This window comes from Methylobacterium sp. J-043 (genome assembly GCF_022829505.1).
Lineage (GTDB): Bacteria > Pseudomonadota > Alphaproteobacteria > Rhizobiales > Beijerinckiaceae > Methylobacterium > Methylobacterium extorquens_A.
Genome location: NZ_JAKSYB010000065.1, coordinates 58,102 through 77,751, shown reverse-complemented (window position 1 = coordinate 77,751; position 19,650 = coordinate 58,102). Strand labels below are relative to the sequence as shown.

General features: G+C 69.6%; 20 protein-coding genes. 7 read left to right on the top strand and 13 right to left on the bottom strand.

Annotated features, from left to right (window positions below; translation table 11 throughout):
- Positions 1 to 96 precede the first annotated feature (96 nt).
- Genes MKK50_RS21565 through MKK50_RS21555 form a run of 3 tightly spaced genes read left to right on the top strand, consistent with a single transcriptional unit; the run spans position 97 to position 3,042 of the window.
- Positions 97 to 1,281 carry an aminotransferase gene (locus tag MKK50_RS21565; RefSeq protein WP_499025221.1) on the top strand — a complete coding sequence of 395 codons (1,185 nt, stop codon included), beginning with the start codon at positions 97 to 99 and terminating at the stop codon, positions 1,279 to 1,281.
- Complete coding sequence (locus MKK50_RS21560; RefSeq protein WP_499025219.1) at positions 1,278 to 1,802, top strand: DUF4112 domain-containing protein; 525 nt, start codon at positions 1,278 to 1,280, stop codon at positions 1,800 to 1,802. Before MKK50_RS21565 ends, MKK50_RS21560 begins: the two co-directional genes overlap by 4 nt.
- 37 nt (positions 1,803 to 1,839) lie before the next feature.
- A complete protein-coding gene (locus MKK50_RS21555) occupies positions 1,840 to 3,042 on the top strand; it encodes an ABC transporter permease (RefSeq protein ID WP_499025218.1) in 1,203 nt (400 codons plus the stop codon).
- A gap of 6 nt (positions 3,043 to 3,048) precedes the next feature.
- On the opposite strand, the gene MKK50_RS21550 is transcribed toward MKK50_RS21555, so the two are convergent.
- The 5 genes from MKK50_RS21550 to gloB form a co-directional block, all read right to left on the bottom strand.
- On the bottom strand, positions 3,049 to 5,211 hold the full coding sequence (locus MKK50_RS21550) for a glycoside hydrolase family 3 N-terminal domain-containing protein (RefSeq protein ID WP_499025217.1): 2,163 nt from the start codon (positions 5,209 to 5,211) through the stop codon (positions 3,049 to 3,051).
- 209 nt (positions 5,212 to 5,420) lie between these two features.
- Positions 5,421 to 6,638 (bottom strand): GGDEF domain-containing protein, encoded by a 1,218-nt coding sequence (locus tag MKK50_RS21545; protein WP_499025216.1) that lies wholly within the window; start codon positions 6,636 to 6,638, stop codon positions 5,421 to 5,423.
- Positions 6,639 to 6,806: 168 nt separating this feature from the next.
- Complete coding sequence (locus MKK50_RS21540) at positions 6,807 to 7,793, bottom strand: site-specific tyrosine recombinase XerD (RefSeq protein ID WP_499025215.1); 987 nt, start codon at positions 7,791 to 7,793, stop codon at positions 6,807 to 6,809.
- Positions 7,790 to 7,942, bottom strand: coding sequence for a histidine kinase (locus tag MKK50_RS21535; protein ID WP_499025213.1), 153 nt, complete (start codon positions 7,940 to 7,942; stop codon positions 7,790 to 7,792). The genes MKK50_RS21540 and MKK50_RS21535 overlap by 4 nt, the downstream gene beginning before the upstream one ends.
- A gap of 260 nt (positions 7,943 to 8,202) precedes the next feature.
- The gene (gene gloB, locus MKK50_RS21530; protein ID WP_499025211.1) at positions 8,203 to 8,982 is read right to left on the bottom strand and encodes a hydroxyacylglutathione hydrolase; all 780 of its coding nucleotides are present in this window, start codon (positions 8,980 to 8,982) and stop codon (positions 8,203 to 8,205) included.
- 230 nt (positions 8,983 to 9,212) lie between these two features.
- Between gloB and MKK50_RS21525 the strand changes: the two genes are divergently transcribed.
- The 4 genes from MKK50_RS21525 (at position 9,213) to MKK50_RS21510 (ending at position 12,336) form a co-directional block, all read left to right on the top strand.
- On the top strand, positions 9,213 to 9,947 hold the full coding sequence (locus MKK50_RS21525) for a class I SAM-dependent methyltransferase (protein WP_056192650.1): 735 nt from the start codon (positions 9,213 to 9,215) through the stop codon (positions 9,945 to 9,947).
- A gap of 39 nt (positions 9,948 to 9,986) precedes the next feature.
- Positions 9,987 to 10,682 (top strand): MarC family protein, encoded by a 696-nt coding sequence (locus MKK50_RS21520; RefSeq protein WP_499025209.1) that lies wholly within the window; start codon positions 9,987 to 9,989, stop codon positions 10,680 to 10,682.
- A 75-nt stretch (positions 10,683 to 10,757) separates the two neighbouring features.
- Positions 10,758 to 11,561 (top strand): 4-hydroxy-tetrahydrodipicolinate reductase, encoded by an 804-nt coding sequence (dapB, locus tag MKK50_RS21515; RefSeq protein WP_499025208.1) that lies wholly within the window; start codon positions 10,758 to 10,760, stop codon positions 11,559 to 11,561.
- 136 nt (positions 11,562 to 11,697) lie between these two features.
- Complete coding sequence (locus tag MKK50_RS21510) at positions 11,698 to 12,336, top strand: 2,3-bisphosphoglycerate-dependent phosphoglycerate mutase (RefSeq protein WP_253372278.1); 639 nt, start codon at positions 11,698 to 11,700, stop codon at positions 12,334 to 12,336.
- A gap of 3 nt (positions 12,337 to 12,339) precedes the next feature.
- Here the strand turns inward: MKK50_RS21510 and bchI are convergent, their stop codons facing one another.
- The 8 genes from bchI to MKK50_RS21470 form a co-directional block, all read right to left on the bottom strand.
- Positions 12,340 to 13,353: a magnesium chelatase ATPase subunit I gene (gene bchI, locus MKK50_RS21505; protein WP_499025206.1), complete on the bottom strand. Its 1,014-nt coding sequence runs from the start codon at positions 13,351 to 13,353 to the stop codon at positions 12,340 to 12,342.
- Between the two features lie 140 nt (positions 13,354 to 13,493).
- Positions 13,494 to 13,835, bottom strand: a complete 342-nt coding sequence (locus tag MKK50_RS21500) for a hypothetical protein (RefSeq protein ID WP_253372280.1) — start codon at positions 13,833 to 13,835, stop codon at positions 13,494 to 13,496.
- 1 nt (position 13,836) lies between these two features.
- Positions 13,837 to 14,304: a PTS IIA-like nitrogen regulatory protein PtsN gene (ptsN, locus tag MKK50_RS21495; RefSeq protein WP_499025205.1), complete on the bottom strand. Its 468-nt coding sequence runs from the start codon at positions 14,302 to 14,304 to the stop codon at positions 13,837 to 13,839.
- Positions 14,305 to 14,502: 198 nt separating this feature from the next.
- Positions 14,503 to 15,111: a ribosome hibernation-promoting factor, HPF/YfiA family gene (hpf, locus tag MKK50_RS21490; protein WP_499025204.1), complete on the bottom strand. Its 609-nt coding sequence runs from the start codon at positions 15,109 to 15,111 to the stop codon at positions 14,503 to 14,505.
- A 111-nt stretch (positions 15,112 to 15,222) separates the two neighbouring features.
- The gene (gene rpoN, locus MKK50_RS21485; protein WP_499025203.1) at positions 15,223 to 16,758 is read right to left on the bottom strand and encodes an RNA polymerase factor sigma-54; all 1,536 of its coding nucleotides are present in this window, start codon (positions 16,756 to 16,758) and stop codon (positions 15,223 to 15,225) included.
- A gap of 498 nt (positions 16,759 to 17,256) precedes the next feature.
- The gene (lptB, locus tag MKK50_RS21480) at positions 17,257 to 18,126 is read right to left on the bottom strand and encodes an LPS export ABC transporter ATP-binding protein (RefSeq protein ID WP_499025337.1); all 870 of its coding nucleotides are present in this window, start codon (positions 18,124 to 18,126) and stop codon (positions 17,257 to 17,259) included.
- A 17-nt stretch (positions 18,127 to 18,143) separates the two neighbouring features.
- Complete coding sequence (locus MKK50_RS21475) at positions 18,144 to 18,872, bottom strand: LptA/OstA family protein (protein WP_499025202.1); 729 nt, start codon at positions 18,870 to 18,872, stop codon at positions 18,144 to 18,146.
- Positions 18,869 to 19,627 (bottom strand): lipopolysaccharide-assembly, LptC-related protein, encoded by a 759-nt coding sequence (locus tag MKK50_RS21470; RefSeq protein ID WP_499025201.1) that lies wholly within the window; start codon positions 19,625 to 19,627, stop codon positions 18,869 to 18,871. The genes MKK50_RS21475 and MKK50_RS21470 overlap by 4 nt, the downstream gene beginning before the upstream one ends.
- Positions 19,628 to 19,650: the final 23 nt, after the last annotated feature.

The window sequence follows — 19,650 nt, the reverse complement described above, 5'->3', positions numbered from 1 at the left end:
GCAGATGGCGATACCATGCGCAGCCCCGCTCTCTTCTCCATTCCATCTTACGGGGAGCGCTTGGAGCGGCGCGGTCTCTCTGCGAAGACATCGCTTATGAGTCCTGCCGCGAATCGCATCCCCCCGCTCACCGGCCATCCCGTCTTCGCCGAGTTGCCGGAAACCGTGTTCGAATCGATGTCGCGGCTCGCGCGGCAGCACGGGGCGATCAATCTCGGCCAGGGCTTTCCCGACAGTCAGGGGCCCGACGACGTGCGCGCCGCCGCGGCACGAGCGCTGGAGAGTGTCAGCAACCAATACCCGCCGATGATGGGGCTGCCCTCGCTCCGCTCGGCCGTCGCCGCCCATTACCGGCACCACCAGGGTCTCGACCTCGATCCGGAGCGCGAGGTGATGGTGACTTCGGGCGCGACCGAGGCGCTGGCCGGCGCGCTGATGGCGCTGGTTCGGCCGGGCGACGAGGTCGTGCTGTTCGAACCGATGTACGACGCCTACCTGCCGCTGGTGCGGCGGGCCGGCGGTGTGCCGCGCTTCGTCACGCTCAAGCCGCCCCATTTCCGGATCGAGGCGGCGGCTTTGGCCGAGGCGTTCTCCGAGCGCACGCGAATCGTTCTGCTGAACAACCCGCTCAACCCGAGCGCTACCGTCTTCGAACCCGACGACCTCGCCCTGCTCGCGGAGTTCTGCCGGCGCTTCGACGCGGTGGCGATCTGCGATGAGGTGTGGGAGCATGTGATCTTCGATGGCCGGCGCCACCGGCCCCTGATGGCGCAGCCGGGCATGCGCGAGCGGACGGTGAAGATCGGCTCGGCCGGCAAGATCTTCAGCCTCACCGGCTGGAAGGTCGGGTTCGTGATGGCGGCCGAGTCGCTGATGCGGGTGCTGTCGCGGGCGCACCAATTCCTCACCTTCACTACGCCGCCGAACCTTCAGGAGGCGGTCGCCTACGGCCTGGCCAAGGACGACGCATACTTCGACGGCATGCGGGCCGACCTCGCCCGCTCCCGCGACCGGCTGGCGTCGGGGCTGTCCGAAATCGGCTTCACGGTGCTGCCGAGTGCCGGCACCTACTTCCTCACCGTCGATATCGCGGAACTCGCCGCCGACGACGTCGCCTTCTGCCAGCGGATCGTGACCGAGCACGGAGTCGCGGCGATCCCCGTCAGCGCATTCTACGAGGGAGGCAGCGTGACGAACCTCGCGCGCTTCTGCTTTGCCAAGACGGACGCCACCCTCGATGCGGCGGTCGAACGCTTGGCGGGATTATTCCGCGAGACGTGAACGACCGCGCGATCCGCTTCCTTGTGCAACGGTTGGGCCGGGACCACATCGTCGCCATGAGCACCTCCGTTCACACCTCCGATAAGGTCTTTCGCGAGTCTGCCGCCGCGGCGCAGCTGCGCCGCCTCACCGATACCAGCACGGAGGCGAGCCTCCTGCGCCTGGAGCAGCTCGCCCACCTGATGGACTCGGCCTTCCTCGTGCCGGGCATCAACCGCCGCGTCGGTCTCGACGCGGTGATCGGTCTCGTCCCCATTCTCGGCGACATCGCGGGCATGGCGATCGCCTCGTACATCGTCTACGAGGCGAAACGGCTCGGCGCGCCGCGCTGGCTCGTCTGGCGCATGATGGGCAACGTCGCCATCGACGGTGCGGTGGGCTCGGTGCCGCTGGCCGGCGACCTGCTCGACGCGGCCTTCAAGGCGAACCGCCGCAACGTGCGTCTGCTGCGCCGCCATCTGGAGCGCAAGGGTGCGCTGCGGCCGAGCGAGATCGAGGGCACCGCAGTTCGGCTCGACTGAGCCGGCATCGGCCGCCCGAGCGTAAGGGTTGGAGCCGATGAACGAGCACCTGCGACCCGAACCCGATGCGGTGCCCGTCACCGCGCCGGGCAACGCGCCGCAGATGCAGCCTCTGCCGACCGCCACCCGCCGCAGCCTGTCGCCGCTCAACCGTCGGCGGCTCGCGAATTTCCGGGCCAACCGTCGCGGGTATTGGTCGGCGGTGATCTTCGCCGTGCTGTTCGTACTGAGCCTGTTCGCCGAACTCATCGCCAACGATCGCCCGATCGTGATGCAGTACAAGGGCGAGTGGCTGTTTCCCGTCCTGGTCGATTACCCGGACGAGAAGTTCGGCGGCTTCCTGGCCCAGACCGATTACCGGGCGCCCGAGACGCGCAAGGAAATCGAGGAGAACGGCTGGGTGCTCTGGCCGCCCATCCCTTACGCCGACAACACCTTCATGCGGGACTTGCCGACCCCGGCTCCCTCGCCGCCGACCTGGATGCTGAGCGACGCCGAGTGCCGCCCGGTCGCCGAGCGTGCGGGAGTCAAGACCGATGGGCGAGAACTCGGCTGCCGTGACATCGAGTGGCACTGGCTGGGCACCGACAACGCCACGCGGGACGTGCTGGCGCGCGTCATCTACGGCTTCCGCATCTCGATCCTGTTCGGCCTCGTGCTCGCCGGCGTCTCGTCGGTCATCGGCGTGATCGCGGGGGCGGTGCAGGGCTATTTCGGCGGCTGGACCGACCTGATCTTCCAGCGGATCATCGAGATCTGGGGCGCGATCCCGACGCTCTACCTCATCATCATCATGTCGGCCTTCCTCGTGCCGAGCTTCTTCACCCTGCTCGGCATACTCACGCTGTTCTCGTGGACGGCGCTGGTCGGCGTGGTGCGCGCGGAATTCCTGCGCGCGCGGAATTTCGAGTACGTGCGCGCGGCCCGCGCTCTCGGCCTGTCGAACGTGCGCATCATGACGCGCCACCTTCTGCCCAACGCCATGGTGGCGACCCTGACCTTCCTGCCGTTCATCCTCAACGGTTCGGTCACGACCCTGACCTCGCTCGACTATCTCGGCTTCGGCCTGCCGCCCGGCTCCCCCTCGCTCGGCGAGCTGCTGGCCCAGGGCAAGGACAACATCAACGCGCCCTGGCTCGGGCTCACCGGCTTCTTCGTGGTGGCGACGATGCTGAGCCTGCTCGTCTTCGCGGGCGAGGCGGTGCGCGACGCGTTCGATCCGCGCAAGACCTTCGGCTGAATCGCGTCAGCGCCGCGCCTCGTCGCTGCCCGGCGGCCCGCGCCAGCCGGTCTCGACGGTGAAGCCGGCGCTGCGGGTGGCGATCGCGTCTCCGCCGACATGGGCGAGGTAGGTCCCGGCCTCGACCACGAGCGTGCCGTCCGGCTCATGGTAGCCGAGGTCGCGCGCCGGCACGCGGAAGCTCGCGACCCCGGTCTCGCCCGAGGCGAGGTCGAGGAGCGCGACGCCCTTCAGCAGCCGCCTCGGCCGGCTGCGGCTCGCCACCGGTTGGCCAAGATAGAGCTGCGCCACCGCCCGGCCCGGCCGCGTGCCGTAATTGGTGACCGACGCGCGCACCTCGAGCACCGCGTCGTAGCGGTCCCCGACGCCGACATGCGGCGTCACGATCTCCGGTTCGCCATAGGCGAAGCGGGTGTAGGAGAGGCCGTAGCCGAACGGGAACAGCGGCAGCGGCGATTCGTCGGCGTAGCCCATGGTCCAGCGCGAGCCGGGGATGTGCGGGCGCCCGCCCGGCAGGGTGTCGTAGGTCAGCGGCAATTGCCCGACCGTGCGCGGCCATGAGACCGGCAGCCGACCCGCCGGGTTGGCGTCGCCGAACAGCGTCTCGGCCACCGCCGGCCCGCCCTCGGTGCCCGAGAGCCACGCCATCAGCACCGCCTGCGCCTGCCCAAGGGCATCTCTAAGTTCGGTCGGGCGCCCGCCGACCACGACGAGCGCGACCGGCTTGCCGGCACCGGCGACCGCTGCGAGCAGATCGTATTGAAGGCCGGGCCAGGAGAGGGTGGCGCTCGACGAGCCCTCGCCCGAGCGGTCCCGCGGTTCGCCCATCACCGCCACGACGAGGTCGGCGCCGGCCGCCGCCTCGACCGCGGCTGCAAACCCCTCCCGGTTGTCGCAGACGCGCCCGCAGCCCGGCGCGAAATCGATCGCGACGCCGGAAGCGGCGGCGCGCTCGCGCAGGCCCGCCAGGATCGTCACCGCGTCCCATTCCTGCCCCGTGCCCTCGTGCGGCCCGACCTGATCCCAGGCGGAATCGGCGAAGGGACCGACGACGGCGATGCGGCGCACCTTGGCCGGATCGATCGGCAACAGATCCTCGCGGTTCTGGAGCAGGACGAGGCTCGCCCGCGCCGCGTCGCGGGCGAGCCTCCGGGTCTCGGGGCGCAAAAGCTTTTCTTCAGCCCCGTCCGGATCGGCCACGGGACGGTCGAACAGGCCGAGTCCGAACTTCAGCCGAAGCACCCGGCGCACCGCCGCATCGACCGCAGGTTCGGGAACGCGCCCAGCCCGCACCTCCTCGGTCAGGTGGCGGAGAAACAGCCCGCTCGTCATGTCCATGTCGACGCCCGCCGCCAGCGCCTTGCGCGCGGCCTCCGCCCCGTCGCGGGCGACACCGTGCTTCGTCAGGCTGGCGATCGCCTGCCAATCGGCCACGACGAGGCCGGAAAAGCCCATCTGTCGACGCAGCAGACCCGTCATCAGCGCCGGGTCTGCGGTGGTGGGCAGGCCGTTCAGCGCGGTCAGCGCCGTCATCACCGCGTCGGCGCCGGCCCGGATGCCCTCGCGGAACGGCGGCAGATGGAGGTCGTGCAGTTCGGTGGGCGCCACGAAGGTGGCGTCGTAGTCGCGCCCGCCGAGCACGGCGCTGTAGCCTGTAAAGTGCTTGAGCGTGCTCGCGAGTCCGCCATCGCGAAAGCCCTCGACCTGCGCGGCGGTGAGCCGCCCCGTCAGCCACGGGTCTTCGCCCAGGCCCTCGACCACCCGGCCCCAGCGCAGATCGCGGGCGACGTCCGCCATCGGCGAGAAGGTCCAGTTGAGGCCGACCGCCGCCGACTCGCGCGCCTGCGCGGCGGCGGCGCGGCGCACGAGCCCGGCATCGAAGCTCGCGGCCATGGCGAGCGGCAGGGGGAAGATGGTGCGGTAGCCGTGAACGATGTCGAGGCCGACGAGCAGCGGGATGCCGAGCCGCGAGGAGCGGGCGAGCCGGTCGGCCTGCGCGACGAGACCGGCATTGTTGAAGTTGATGACCGCCCCGACCTCGCCGCGGCGGAAGGCATCGAGGTCGAGGACCGGCTCGTGCGAGATCAGGTTGAGCTGGCCGGCCTTTTCCTCCAGCGTCATCCGGGCGAGCAGCGCTTCGATCCGGCTCTCGGCCGGCTCCGAGGCCATCGCCGGGGCGCCGAGGGCAACGGCGCAAGCTGCGGCACCACGGATGATCCACCGAGCCGGCCGCCGCATCGTCACCGTCTCCCCGGAGCGGTTCCACCGCCCTCTCTCACGGGGCGTGACGATGCCTCACGAAGGGGCTCGCCGTCGATGGAGCACGGTTCAGGTTCGGTGAATGGCAGGCAGATCGGTGTGGACGGCGCGCGTGACGCTCACGGCGACCGCATCCGGCTCCGTCGACCTTCCGTGGCGCGAAGGCCGATGCACGGGCCCGCCGTCTCGGCGAAGGGAAGGCGATCCTCGCCCGCGGCGACCACCCTGTCGCGTCCGGCATGCTTGGCGCGGTAGAGGGCGTCGTCGGCCCGGCGCAGCAGGTAATCCAGGCTGCCGCGGATCTGGCTTTCGACCGCCACGCCCACGCTCACGCGCATCGCGAGCTCCGGATAATCCGGATGAACGAAGCGCGCGACCGCGGCTCGGACATCCTCGGCGACCCGCAAGGCCGCCCGCTCGTCGAGCCGCGGCAGCAGGCACGCGAATTCCTCGCCGCCCATCCGCCCGAACACCGCCCCGGGCGGAAGCAGAGGGTCGGCGACATGGCAAAAGGCGGCCAAAGCCGCGTCCCCGACGCTATGGCCGTAGCGGTCGTTGATCGCCTTGAAGTGATCGAGGTCGAACAGGAGCAGCGCAGCCGGTGCGACGGCGAGGCGCCGCTCGGCGCCGGCGACCAGCGCGCGGCGGTTGGCGATCCCCGTGAGCGAATCGGTCTCGGCTGCGAGCCGCTGTTCACGCTCGGCCCGCTCCTTGGTCAGCGCCATGAACACGAAGGCGATTGCGACCGAGAACAGCGTGCCGGCAAAGCAGAGGATGGCGATCCACGGCGAGGCGATCGCGACCGAGGCCGGCGTCGGCATGGCGAACGCCAACGGTATGCGGATCCAATAGAGGCCGGCATAGGTGGCCAGCAACACCAGCGCCGGATAACGGGAGACCAGGGGCTCGCCGCGGCCCTGCCAGATCAGGCGTGCGCCGGAGGCGCAGTAGAGCCCGGCGAGGATCGAGGCGAGGCTGACGCGGGCGGCGAGCGACTCGAAGAAGGCAGGGATCAAGCAGGCCGCGAGCCAGGTCACCGCGCCGGCCAAGACCCAGCCGAGCCGCAACGGGCGGCCCTCGAAGGCGCGCACGCCGCTCCAGATCAACCCATAGCCGCCGATCATCACCGCGTTGGCGAGGCCGATGGACAGGCTGTCCGGGATCTGCCCCCGCAGGCCCAGCATCAGCGACGCGCCACTGCCGACGATGTGGGCGATGCCCCAGACCGCCAGGGAGCGCTCGCCTCGGGTCTGGCTCCACGACAACAGGAATAGCACGCCCACCACGAAGGTGACGGCGACCGTCATGAAGAGAAGCGTCGAGAGATCGAGGCGCATCGTATCCCTGGCACCGGCCCATACGGACCGCTGCGCCGCCTCCCCTCATCCTAGTGGTCTCAAGATTGGTCTGAGAGCGACTTCGATGTCAACAGCATCGCCGAGCGCTTATTAGGCAGATTTTCGAAATTCCATTGCCCTATCCATCAAGACCCAACAATGTACACTTTAATACGGTTCTTTAGGGGAAACATTGCTCACCCCGACCTGTTCGCCTCGGTCGTTGAGGGGGTGAAGATCGCGCACCATGCCCTTCAACCGTTCATCGAGGACGTGCGTGTAGATCTGCGTGGTCGAAATGTCGGCATGCCCCAGCAACTCCTGGACGATGCGCAAATCCGCGCCGTTCTGGAGCAGGTGGCTGGCGAAGGCGTGGCGCAGGACGTGCGGGCTCACCCGGTCGGCCCGCAGACCCGCCGCAGCGGCGGCGGTCTTGAGGTCGCGGGCGAAGGCCTGCCGGGTGAGATGTCCGCTCTCGCTCTCGGCGGGAAACAGCCAGGCCCCCTCCGCGGTGAGGTACGCGACGTGGGTGCGCATGGCTTCGCGGGCGAGGTCGGTGAGCGGCACGAGGCGCTCGCGTCCGCCCTTGCCCTTGACCACGAGGTAGCGCTCGCGGGTGGCGGCGGCCGAGCGCGGCAGGGCCACGAGTTCCGAAACGCGCAAGCCCGTGGCGTAGAGGAGTTCGAGCAGGCAGAGCATCCGCGCGGCGGAACGGGCCTCGGCCCGGTCGTCGCCCGCGGCCTCGACCCGGTCCCGCGCGGTCGCGAGCAGGCGATCGACCTCCGCCACCGACAGGACCTTCGGCAGACCCTTGGCCCGCCGGGGGGCGGCGACCGGTGCGGTCGGATCGGTTTCGGAATGGCCCTCCGCGTAGAGGAAGCGGTGGAAGCCGCGGATGCAGGAGAGGCGCCGGGCGGCCGACGACGCCTTCAATCCGCGCGGCTCGAGGGAGGCGATGTAGGCGCGAACCTGATCGGCCTGCGCCTCCTCCGGGTCGATCCCGGCTTGCGCGAGGTAGCCGAGATAGTCGTCGAGGTCGCGCCGATAGGCGGCCAGGGTGTTGGCTGCCGCACCGCGTTCGGCGGCGAGCATGTCGAGAAAGAGCTGACCCGGATCCTCCGCTCCGCCTGGCAGCGCGGAACCGTCCGCGTTCATCGCCCGCCCGGCTGGAGCTTCGCCGGGGGAATGGTGACGCTGATCTCCCGCGGCGTCGGCTCGACGAAGGTCGCCAGTGCGAACATCCCGGCGAAGACGAGGCCCACGAGGATCGCGATCGTGGCGAGGAAACGGAACAGGGTGGGCAAGGGAACCGGCCTTTCGCCGAGGATACGCGGACGAGCGGGTCGTGTTGCGATGCGCAAACCGTGGGTTTCGATCACACGCCGGAGGCTCGAAGGCAAGGTCTGGCGGAGCACAGGCGGCGCGGTCAAGGGATCGTCCACCGGACCCCGAGGCTATCGCTCGACCGCGATCACCCCGGTTCCGTGCCAGCCTCCGTCAGCGACGGCCAGCTCCGCCGCGTCAGGCTTCGAGCGAGAGCCGTGCGTTGCCCCTCGCCCGATTCTCAGAATCGGTTCTTCCAGGCCCGCAGCGCGGTGAACACCGCCGCCGGGTCGGAGCCCGGCTCGAGTCCAGCCGAGCGGGCGAGCACCGGCTGGCCCACGCGCAGGAACGGATTCGTCGCCTTCTCCTCGCCGATGGTCGACGGGATCAGGAAGCGGCCCTGCTCGGCCAGCCGCTCGGCTTCGGCCACGCGCTCCTTCAAATCGGCGTTGTCCGGATCGGCGGCCAGAGCGAAGCGGCCATTCGAGAGAACGTAATCGTGACCGCTATAGACCGTGGTCGCGTCGGGCAGGTCGAGGAAGCGGCTGAGGGAGTGCCAGAGCGTCTCGGGCTCGGCCTCCATCACCCGGCCGCAGCCCAGGGTGAACAGGGTGTCGCCCGAGAACACCACGCCGGCATCGGCGAAATGGTAGGTCACGTGGTCGGCGCAATGCCCCGGTGTTTCCCAGACCGCGGCGGTGAGACCGCCGACCGTCACCGTGTCGCCCTCCTTGACGGTACGGGCGGCGCCCGGCACCGCCCCGCGTGCCTTCTCCGGCACGGTCACTCGCGCGCCGGTGCGCTCCACCACCTCGGGGATCCCCTCGATATGGTCGCCGTGGCGGTGGGTGACGAGAATGTCGGTGAGTTGCCAGCCCTCCGCGTCGAGGGCGGCAAGCACGGGTCCGGCCTCCGGCACGTCGATGGCGGCGCAGGCGCCGCTGGCGGGATCGCGGATCAGCACGCCGATATTGTCGCTCCGGCACAGGAAGGTGCGGATTTCGGGGGCTGCTCTCGTCATCGGAGACCTTTCGCGAAAACTGATTTTTCCGCCCGGGCGGTCACGGGGTTAGGGCCGCCGAGAGAGATCGGCGCCGGGACGCGCACTGCAAACCTCGGCGAGGAACCGTTGCATGGCGGCGACGGTTCCGGCATCGGAGACGCAGCCACGCTTGCCTGACGTCTGCGCGATCCCCATTGATGCGGAATCAGCCCTGCGGAGGACAACCGGCCGTGCCGGCACCCCATCCGATGCGCCTCGACGTCACGGACCTGCGCGCGTTCTACGCCAGTCCGCTCGGCGTCGTCACGCACCGTGTCGTCGGCCGGACGATCCACGGCTTCCTCGGCTCCGTCTCGGGGCTGCGCGTGCTCGGGCTGGGCTACGTTACGCCCTATCTCGGCCCCGTCCACGTCATTGCCGAGCGGACGCTGGCCTTCATGCCGGCGACGCAGGGGGTCGTGAACTGGCCCTCCAGCGGGCGCTCGGTGACGGCTTTGGCCGACCTCACCATGCTGCCCCTGCCCGAGGCGGCGGTCGATCGCGTCATCCTCGTCCACGGCCTCGAAGCGGTGGAAAGCCCGAGCGAGCTGCTCGCCGAAGTGTGGCGGGTGCTGACACCGGGCGGACGCCTGATCCTCGTCGTGCCCAACCGTACCGGCGTCTGGGCGCGGCGTGACGCGACGCCGTTCGGCCACGGCCAGCCCTACAGCCGGTCGCAGCTCTCGCGGCTGATGCGCGACACGCTGTTCTCGCCGGAGGGCTGGGCCGAGACACTCTACATGCCGCCGATCCGCAGCCGGTTCTGGCTCCGCACCGCCGCAGCCTGGGAGCGGTTCGGCACCGGCCTCGCCATGCCGTTCGCCGGCCTGCACGTCGTGGACGCGACGAAGCAGCTTTACCGGCCGATCGCCGTGCGGCAGGTGCGCCGGCTGGAAAGCCGCGTGCCGGCGCGGGTGCTGGTGCCCGCCGGACAGCCGGGCTAAAGCCGGCGCGTTTCCCTCCCCTTGTCGAGCCGAGCGAGCATGCTGCCATCCGTTGGCTTCGAAACCGTGCTGACGAGCTTCCTGCTCGCGCTGTCCAGCCTGTTCTCGATCGTGAACCCGGTCGGCTCCGCGCTGATGTTCGCGCAGATCACCTCCGACCGCTCACAGGCCGAGCGGGCGGAGCTGTCGCGGCGGATCGGCTTCTACGCCGCCCTCGTCATGCTGGCCGCCCTCTGGGCCGGCGCCCCGATCCTCAACTTCTTCGGCGTGTCGCTGGCGGCCCTGCGCATCGCCGGCGGCCTGTTCGTGGCGGCCTTCGCCTGGACCATGCTCACCGCCCCCGAGGCGCGGGAGGCCCGCAAGCATGCCGAGGTCGAGACCGAGCCGGAGACCGGCGAGAACCTCGCCGAGGTCGCGTTCTTTCCGCTCACCCTGCCCTTCACCACCGGGCCCGGCACCATTGCCGTCGCCATCGCGCTCGGTGCGAACCGCCCCTCCGAGCCTGGCGACCTCGCCAGCTTCTTCCTCGGCGCCTCCCTAGCGGCCCTGGCCATCGCCGGGGTGATCCGTCTTGCCTACGGCTCGGCGGACCGGGTCGTGACCCTGATCGGATCGGTGCGGGCACGGGTGCTCGGGCGTCTGTCGGCCTTCCTGCTGCTCTGCGTCGGCACGCAGATCACCGTCAGCGGCGTATCGGATGTGCTGGGGCCGCTTATCGCGGCGCAGCGGGTATAGACAAGTCAACGGCCCCCACCCGTGCGATCAGCGCTGGGTGAGCCGGCCATTCATCGGAGCGAAGAGTCGATCATGATGAAGCTCGTCGTTGTGGGCGCCGAAGGGCGCATGGGACGAATGCTAATCCGTGCGGTCGCGGAGGCCGAGGGCTGCACGCTGCACGGCGCCGTCGAGCGCGCGGGCTCGGCCGTCATTGGCCAGGATGCGGGGATCCTGGCCGGCCTCGGCGAACTCGGCGTGCCGGTGAGTGACGACCCCCTGTCGCGGTTCGTAGCCGCCGACGGGGTTCTGGACTTCACCGCCCCCGCCGCGACGGTCGCCTTCGCCGAACTCGCCGCGCAGGCCCGCATCGTCCACGTCGTCGGCACCACGGGGCTGTCCGAGGACGACCTGACGCGGCTGAAGGCGGCGAGCTACCATGCCCGCATCGTGCGCTCGGGCAACATGTCGCTCGGCGTCAACCTGCTGGCCGGCCTCGTGCGCAAGGTCGCCGCCACGCTGGGCCCGGAATTCGACATCGAGGTGCTGGAGATGCACCACCGCATGAAGGTCGATGCCCCCTCCGGCACGGCCCTGCTGCTCGGCGAGGCGGCGGCGGAAGGGCGGGACGTGTCTCTGGCCGAGACCCGCGTCTCGACCCGCGACGGCCATACCGGGGCGCGTCGGCCCGGCGATATCGGCTTTGCGACCCTGCGCGGCGGTTCGGTGGTCGGCGACCACAGCGTGATCTTCGCCGGCCCCTCGGAGCGGATCACGCTCTCGCACCACGCCGAGGACCGGGCCATCTTCGCCCGCGGCGCCGTGCGGGCGGCGCAATGGGCCTTCGACAAGCCGCCCGGCCTCTACGGCATGGACGACGTGCTGGGGCTTCGCGACTAGACTCACGTACGAATAACGAATCCAACGGAACGTCAGGCTTAGGCTTGGGAGGGGCCGCCGCGTCTGATAGAGGCCCGCCCAAGATCGCGAGGCGCCGTGCGGCCGCCCCGTCCCCTTCTCCGGAGAGACCCGTCCCATGGAGCGCCTGCTCGTCCTCGCTCGGCATGGCCAGAGCGAATGGAACCTGAAGAAGCTGTTCACCGGCTGGCGCGACCCGGAGCTGACGGAGCTCGGGATCGACGAGGCCCGCCGCGCCGGGCGCTGGCTCAAGGGCCAGGGCACGCAATTCGACGTGGCTTTCACCTCGAACCTGCGGCGCGCCCAGAACACCTGTTCGCTGATCCTCGAGGAGATGGGCCAGGGCGGCCTGGAGACGATCCGCAACGAGGCACTGAACGAGCGCGACTACGGCGACCTCTCCGGCCTCAACAAGGACGATGCCCGCGAGCGCTGGGGCGACGCGCAGGTTCACGAGTGGCGCCGCTCCTACGACGTGCCCCCGCCCGGCGGCGAAAGCCTCAAGGACACCGCCGCACGGGTGCTGCCCTATTACATCCAGACGATCCTGCCGCGCGTCATGTCGGGCGAGCGGGTGCTGGTCGCGGCCCACGGCAACTCGCTGCGGGCCCTGGTCATGGTGCTCGACGGCATGACCACCAAGACCATCGCCAGCCTCGAGATCGCCACCGGCATCCCCCTGGTCTACCAGCTCAAGGCCGACACCACGGTCGAATCGAAGACGGTCCTCGACAAGGACATCGACCAGGACGACTGAAGCTCAGCCCGGTCCCAACACCTCCTCCACGGCCCGCGCCACGCGCGCCGTGGAGCCCGACTCGTCGAGGGGGTTGCGGCGCAGGCGGTGGCGGAGCGCACTCGGCGCTACCTGCCTGAGATGCGCGACGGACACCATCTCGGCGCCGTCGAGGGCGGCGAGCGCCCGGGCGGTGCGCATCAGCGTGAGTTCGCCGCGCAGACCGTCGGTGCCGAGCGCGAGGCAGAGCCGGGCGGCGTTCTCCAGCACCGCGTCGGGCACGCTGACGCTGCCGAGACGCTCGCGCGCCGAGAGGATCGTCTTCTGGAGCGCCTTTTCCGCCTTGGCTTGCGCGGCACAGAACGCCTCGCCGTCGCGCTCGTAGGCGTCGCGCCGCCGCACGACCTCGATGCGGGTGGCGATGTCGGTCGGCGTCGTCACCTCGCAGGCGAGACCGAAGCGGTCGAGAAGCTGCGGACGCAACTCCCCCTCCTCCGGGTTGCCGCTGCCGACGAGGACGAAGCGGGCCGGATGGCGCAGCGACAGGCCCTCGCGCTCGACGGTGTTGACGCCCGAGGCCGCCACGTCGAGCAGGAGGTCCACGAGATGATCCTCCAGCAGGTTCGCCTCGTCGATGTAGAGGAAGCCGCGGTTGGCCCGCGCCAGCAGGCCCGGCTCGAACGCCTTTTCCCCCTTGGTCAGCGCCCGCTCCAGATCGAGCGCGCCGACCACCCGGTCCTCGGTGGCGCCGAGCGGCAGGTCGACCACCGGCACCGGGATCTGGTGGCTCTTGCCGCGTCCGCGCACGCAGTGCGGGCAGGCCTCGGCCGGGCTGTCGGGCGAGCAGGAATAAGGGCAGCCGGCGACCGCCCGGATCTTCGGCAGCAGCGCCGCGAGCGCCCGCACCGCGGTGGACTTGCCGGTGCCCCGGTCGCCGAAGACGAGGACGCCGCCGACGGACGGATCGACCGCCGCGATCAGGAGCGCCCGCTTCATCTCCTCCTGGGCGACGATGGCGGTGAAGGGAAAGGCAGGCACGCGCGATCAGCTTCCTGAGCCGGAGGGGCCCGGAAAGGGCTCACGGGCGATTGCACCGATCATGCACGAATTGCGCGGCACGAACAGCCGCGCTCGATCTCACCGCGGGGCAATCGAGCTTCGCATGACAGCGCGGCGCTTCACATCCCGCGGCAGCGGCTGCGCAGGAGGCCCGAGAATTCCTTTTCCGAGGTCTGGACCTGGGTCAGGCGCTCGGTTCGTTCGGGGCCGGACAGGCAGCGACCGTAGACGCCGGCGATCCGGCGCATGGTCTCGACGTGGCGGCGCCAGACGCGGCAGAGGCTCGCCTCGTCCTCACCACCACCTTCGAGCTGCTCGATCGCCTGCCGCTGCATCGAGCCCGCGACGAGCACGTCGCGGGCACAGGCCGCCTCGCCTTCCGCGCGCAGGCTGCCGGGCGCGAGGAGCGCCGCCAGAACGAGGCCGGCGCCAAGGGCGGCGCTCGGAGAAGACACGGCCATGTCAGGCGGCCTGCGTCGTCGGGCCGTTGGCCAGCAGGGCATAGAGGGCGGTCGCGTCGCGGGCGCTGCGGATGCGCTCCAGCATGCCGGGCTCGCGCAGGAGCCGGGCCACCTGGGCCAGTGCCTTCAAGTGGTCGGCCCCCGCGCCCTCGGGAGCGAGCAGGAGAAAGGCGACGTCGATGGGCTGACCGTCGAGGGCGTCGAAATCCACGGGCTTTTCCAGCCGGGCGACGAGACCGAACAGCCGGTCGAGTTGGGGGAGCTTGCCGTGGGGGATCGCCACGCCGTCGCCGATCCCCGTGGAGCCGAGGCGCTCACGGTGGAGCAGGGTTTCGAAGACGTCGCGCTCGGACAGGTGCGGGAGGTGGCGAACCGCATGGGCGGCCAGTTCCTGCAGGACGTGCTTTTTGTCCCGCACGCGCAAGGAAGAAACGACCGAGTCCGGGTTCAGAAATTCGAGCATCGGCATGAAAACTAAACGCCTCGTGGGCGGGATCCATCCAGCGATCCCGCGTTCCCATGCACGACTGCCGAGATTCGACGTCCCCGGCATGGAGCGCCTTACGAGCCTGTCCGGATCCCGGAAACCGTTCCCGGCGCCGGTCTCCGGAGCTTCGTGAAGGACCCCGAACTTCCCGTCCGAGTGGGTTTGAGACGAGCCTCTGTCTCAGTCCCGCTCGCCGGGCGGATCGACCCACCCGATCGCACCGTCACTGCGCCGATATACGACGTTGATGCGCCCGGTGCCAGCGTGAACGAAGACGACGACCGGGGCGCCGGTCATGTCGAGGGCGGTGACCGCCTCGCTGACGGATTGGCGCTTGAGCGTGCGCGTGCTCTCGGCCACCACCGGGGGGTGCGCCCCCTCCTCCGCCTCGGCGTCGAGCGGCTCCTCGTCCACCTCCTCGTCGGGCGCGGCGAAGACGGCGTAGGCCGCCTCGATGTCGGCCCCGTTGTGGCTCGGCGCGCCGTGATCCTTCAGCTTGTGCTTGTAGCGGCGCAGGCGCTTCTCGAGCTTGTCGGCGGTCTGCTCGAAGCTCGCATGCACGTCGTGCGCCGCACCCGAGGCTTCCAGCGTCAGCCCGGTGACCAGATGCAGCACGCAATCGGTTCGGTATGCCGGCCCATCGCGCCGCAGGGTCACGTGCCCCGTGCAACTGGTGCTCATATGCGGATCGAGATACTTCGCGAGGGTCGCCGCCATGCGGTCCTCGACCCGGCCTCGCAGGGCCGTACCGAGATCGAGGCCATGCCCCGTCACCCGCAAACCTGCCATCGACGTCTCCGCTCTTCGTCCCGGGACATCGAGAGTTAGAAAGGGGGACGGGGCAAGTCAAACGCGAAGGCGAGCCGGCACAAGGCTTTCACACCGTCGACGCGACCAGGGTCAGCGGGCGGCCGTGGCCATCTTCTCCCGGCGGCGCTCGATCGACGAGGGGATCCGCAGCGACTCCCGATACTTCGCGACAGTACGGCGGGCGATGTCGATGCCCTCATCGCGCAGCCGCTGCACCAACGCGTCGTCGGACAGGACATCGGCGGCTTCCGCATCGACCAACTGCTTGATGCGGTGCCGCACGGATTCCGAGGAATGGGAGGCGGCACCGGCCGCGCCGGGGATCGCGGCGGTGAAGAAGTACTTCATCTCCAGGGTGCCGCGGCTGGTGCCGATCGACTTGTTGGAGGTGACGCGGGAGACGGTCGACTCGTGCATGCCGATCGCCTCGGCGACCGTCTTGAGGTTGAGCGGACGCAGGTGGGCGACACCGTGCAGGAAGAAGGCGTCCTGCTGGCGGACGATCTCGGTGGCGACCTTGAGGATGGTGCGCGCCCGCTGTTCCAGGCTTCGGGTGAGCCAGTTCGCCGTCTGCAGGCACTCGGACAGGAATGCCTTGTCGCCGTCCGCCACCGCCCCCTTCGAGACCCGCGCATAGTAGCTCTGATTGACCAGCACCCGCGGCAGCGCCTCGGAGTTCAGCTCGACGAGCCAGGAGCCGTCCGGCGCGGGGCGAACGAACACGTCGGGGATCAGCACCTCGACCGCGTGGGCGCCGAAGGCGCGGCCAGGTTTGGGGTCGAGGCGGCGGATCTCGGACAGCATCTCGACGAGATCCTCGTCGTCCACGCCGCAGAGGCGGCGCAGGGCCGGGAAGTCGCGCTTGGCCACGAGATCGAGGCGGGAGACCAGCGCCTGCATCGCCGGATCGAACCGATCCTGCTCGCGAAGCTGGATCGCGAGACATTCGGCGAGGTCGCGGGCGGCCACGCCCGGTGGATCGAAGGTCTGGACCAGTTTCAGGATGCGGGCGACGTCATCGAGCGAGGCACCGAGCCGCTCGGCCACGCCGTCGATGTCCTCGCGCAGGTAGCCCGCATCGTCCACCGCATCGATGAGGAAGCTGCCGATCAGTCGGTCGGACGGATTTTGCGTCGCGAGGTCGAGCTGTGCGGCGAGGTGCTCGCGCAGGCTCGTCTCGGCGGTCAGCGTCGCCTCGAAATCGGGAAGCTCCCCGTCGAAGCTGCCGCCGGCATTGCCATAAGGCGCCGGGGTCAGCGAGAGCATGTCCCCGGTTCCGGTCTCGCGCGGGGTGGGATTCTCGTCGGCGAACACGTTGTCGAGGCGCGTATCGAGGTCGCCCTCGATCTCGCTGCGGCTCTGGGTCATCTCGGAACCGAGCCATCCCTCAGGCTCCGGCCCGTCGCCCCCGTCATACTCGCCGTCGCCCGAAGCCTCCGGCGCCTCGCGCTCGGGCTCCCCCTCGGATTCGGAGCGCTCCAGAAGCGGATTGCGCTCCAGTTCGGCATCGACGTAAGCCGAGAGATCGAGCTGCGAGAGCTGCAGAAGCTTGATCGCCTGCAGCAGTTGCGGTGTCATCACCAGGGCCTGACCCTGGCGCATCTCGAGCCGCTGGAGCAGACTCATCGCGACGCCCAACCTTCAGAAATCATTGAAAAATCGCAGCCCGCGCACGAGCCGCATCGAACTCGGCACGTTCTTTGCTTCTCCTTTTCTAGATCTAGCGCCATCGGTTCGAGACGTCAAAGCGGTTTGTCCGCCCGTCACCCAAATTCTCGCACCGCGGTAGCCGAGCAACAGAGGCAAGCCGCCCCCAGCCGATTCTATTGGTGAGCACTGGCGCATCGCCACGCCTGCATTTGCCAGGGGCGTGCGAAGAAAGTGTTTCCGGCAGAACTGCAGCGGTGAGCATGGTTCAGCGGTCGTTACCGCACCGGCGAAAACTCGCTTCGGGCCGTCCTTTGCGCGAACGAGGGGAGGATGTCTCCACGGCCCGGCCAGCGTGCGAAGGACCCATCAGGCTCCTGATATAGCATCGTCAGACAAGGCAGCCCTCTGCGAGAACCGACCTGAGCCTCCGTAGCGCTACCGTCCGTCGCTAGGAGGGAGGAATGCCGCCCCGGCCTAAAGCCGGAAATCCTCGCCGAGATAGAGCCGGCGGGCGTCCTCGTTGGCCACGATCTGCTCGGGCGTGCCCTCGGTGAGGATGCGGCCGGAATGGGCGATGTAGGCGCGGTCGATCAGGCCGAGCGTCTCGCGGACATTGTGGTCGGTGATGAGCACGCCGATGCCGCGCTGCTTCAGGTGCTTCACGAGATCCTGGATGTCGCCGACGGCGATCGGATCGATACCGGCGAAGGGCTCGTCAAGCAGCATGAAGGTCGGCGAGGAGGCGAGCGCCCGGGCGATCTCGCAGCGGCGGCGCTCGCCCCCCGAGAGCGCGATGGACGGCGACTTGCGCAGGCGCGCGATGTCGAACTCTTCGAGCAGGGAGTCGAGCTTGCGCTCGCGGGCCTTGCGGTCCGGCTCGGCCACTTCGAGCACGGCGCGGATGTTGTCCTCGACCGAGAGCCCGCGGAAGATCGAGGCTTCCTGCGGCAGGTAGCCGATGCCGAGCCGGGCCCGCTGGTACATCGGCAGGTGGGTGATCTCCATCCCGTCCAGGCTGATGAAGCCGCGGTCGGCCGGGACGAGGCCGGTGATCATGTAGAAGATCGTGGTCTTGCCGGCGCCGTTGGGGCCCAGCAGCCCCACCGCCTCGCCGTTATGGACGGTGAGCCCGGCCTCGTGGACCACGGTGCGCGCGCCGTAGCTCTTGCGAAGGCCGCGCACGTGCAGCACGCCCGGACCGCCACCCTCGGCGAGCGCGCCGCCGGGCGCCGGCTGCGGCTCCGATCCACCGCGCCCGAGAAGGCGACCGAACCACGAGGCTTTACGGCCCCGGCTCGCCGGCCTCGGCTCGGCGACCGCGCGAAGCGGCACGCCCGCAGGCATTCCGGCCCCCGTCACCGTCAGTTCGCCTGCGCCCGCGTCTTGACGGTCGGCTTCTCGGCACCCTTGTCGGCCCCCTTGGCACCGGGCTTGGCCGCGATGGCCGGCTGGGTGCAGCCCTTCGGCTGACCGCCCTTGGCCTGACCGGCCTCGCCCGGCACAAACATCGCCGAGACGCGTCCGCCGGCCACCGGGTCCATGTTGGCCCGGCCGCTCGCCATGTCGTAGACGAGGCGTGAGCCACGGGTGACGTTCTGGCACTGGCTGAGCACGACGTTGCCGGTCAGCACGATGCGCTTGGCCTCCTGATCAAACACGGCGTTGTCGCCGGTGGCGATCTGATCCTTCTGCGCGACGGTCACGGGGCCGGCGCATTCGACCTTGCGGATGCCGTTGCCACCGAGCGCCGCCTTGGCCTTCGCGTCCTCGGCGGCTTCCGCCTCCGACTTCGCCGCGTCCTTGTTCGGGTCCTTGTCCTTGTCGCGTTTGTAATGGACCGTCATCGCCGAGCAGCGGATCGTGCTCTCGCCCTGCACCGCCACGACGTTGCCAGCGAAGATCGCCTTGTTTTCCTTGTCGAACACGTCGAGCCGGTCGGCGTCGATCTTGATCGGCCCCTTGCCGCCGCCGACGGTGCCGAGCGCGGCGGGCTTCTCCTTCACCGTCTCCTTGGTCGGAGCCGCGGTCGCGGGCTGCGCCAGGAGGAGAGCGAGGCCGGCGGCAAGCGCCGGGCCGAGACGCGGGGTCATCGCGTGGGTTCCGCAGCGGAGGTGTGGATGCGCTCCGAATCCGTCCGCAAGGCGACCTTGGCACCGCTCTCCTTCTCGGCCTCGTCACCGTGGAACACCGCGTGCACGCGGCCGACGAAGGATACGACGCGGCCGTTCTCGACCACGTCGAGGGTGTCGGCGACGATGGAGCCCGACGGCACCGTGACGGTGACGGCCTTGGACGAGCGCAGGCTGCCGGTCTTGAAATCGACGGTCGCGACCGAGAGGCGAACCTCCTCGCCCTTGTCGGTCCAGAGCCGGATATCGTTCTCGAGGTTGAGCGATTCGCGGGTGGAATCGAAGACGCCGCCCTGAGCCTGGAGATAGGCGCGGCCGCCCTTGTCGTCGGTGGCGACATGGCCCTTCATCGCCTGAAGCTCGATGATGCTGGGCTTGCGCACGTCCTGTTGCGCCGCGTCGGCGACCACTTCGTAGCCACGCTCGCCCTTGCGGAAGCCGGACAGGCGCGGATTCTCCATCGTCACTTTCGTGCCAGAAACGCTGATCGGGCCGAAGGAGACGTTGGGTATGCTGCCCGTGAGCGGGCTCCAGAGCACGATCGCAGCAAGCGCCAGCACCGCGATGCCGGCGGTGACCGGGATCACCCGGCGCAGCGTCCGGACCTGCGCGCTGTGCCGCCGCGCGCGCCCATGTGCCCGCTTGCGACGCGCGTTCTCGTTCGCGGCGAGCGCGAGGAGATCCGTCTCCCCCTGGATGGTGTCGGCCGCCTGCATCGCGTTCCTGAAGGATCGGCGCG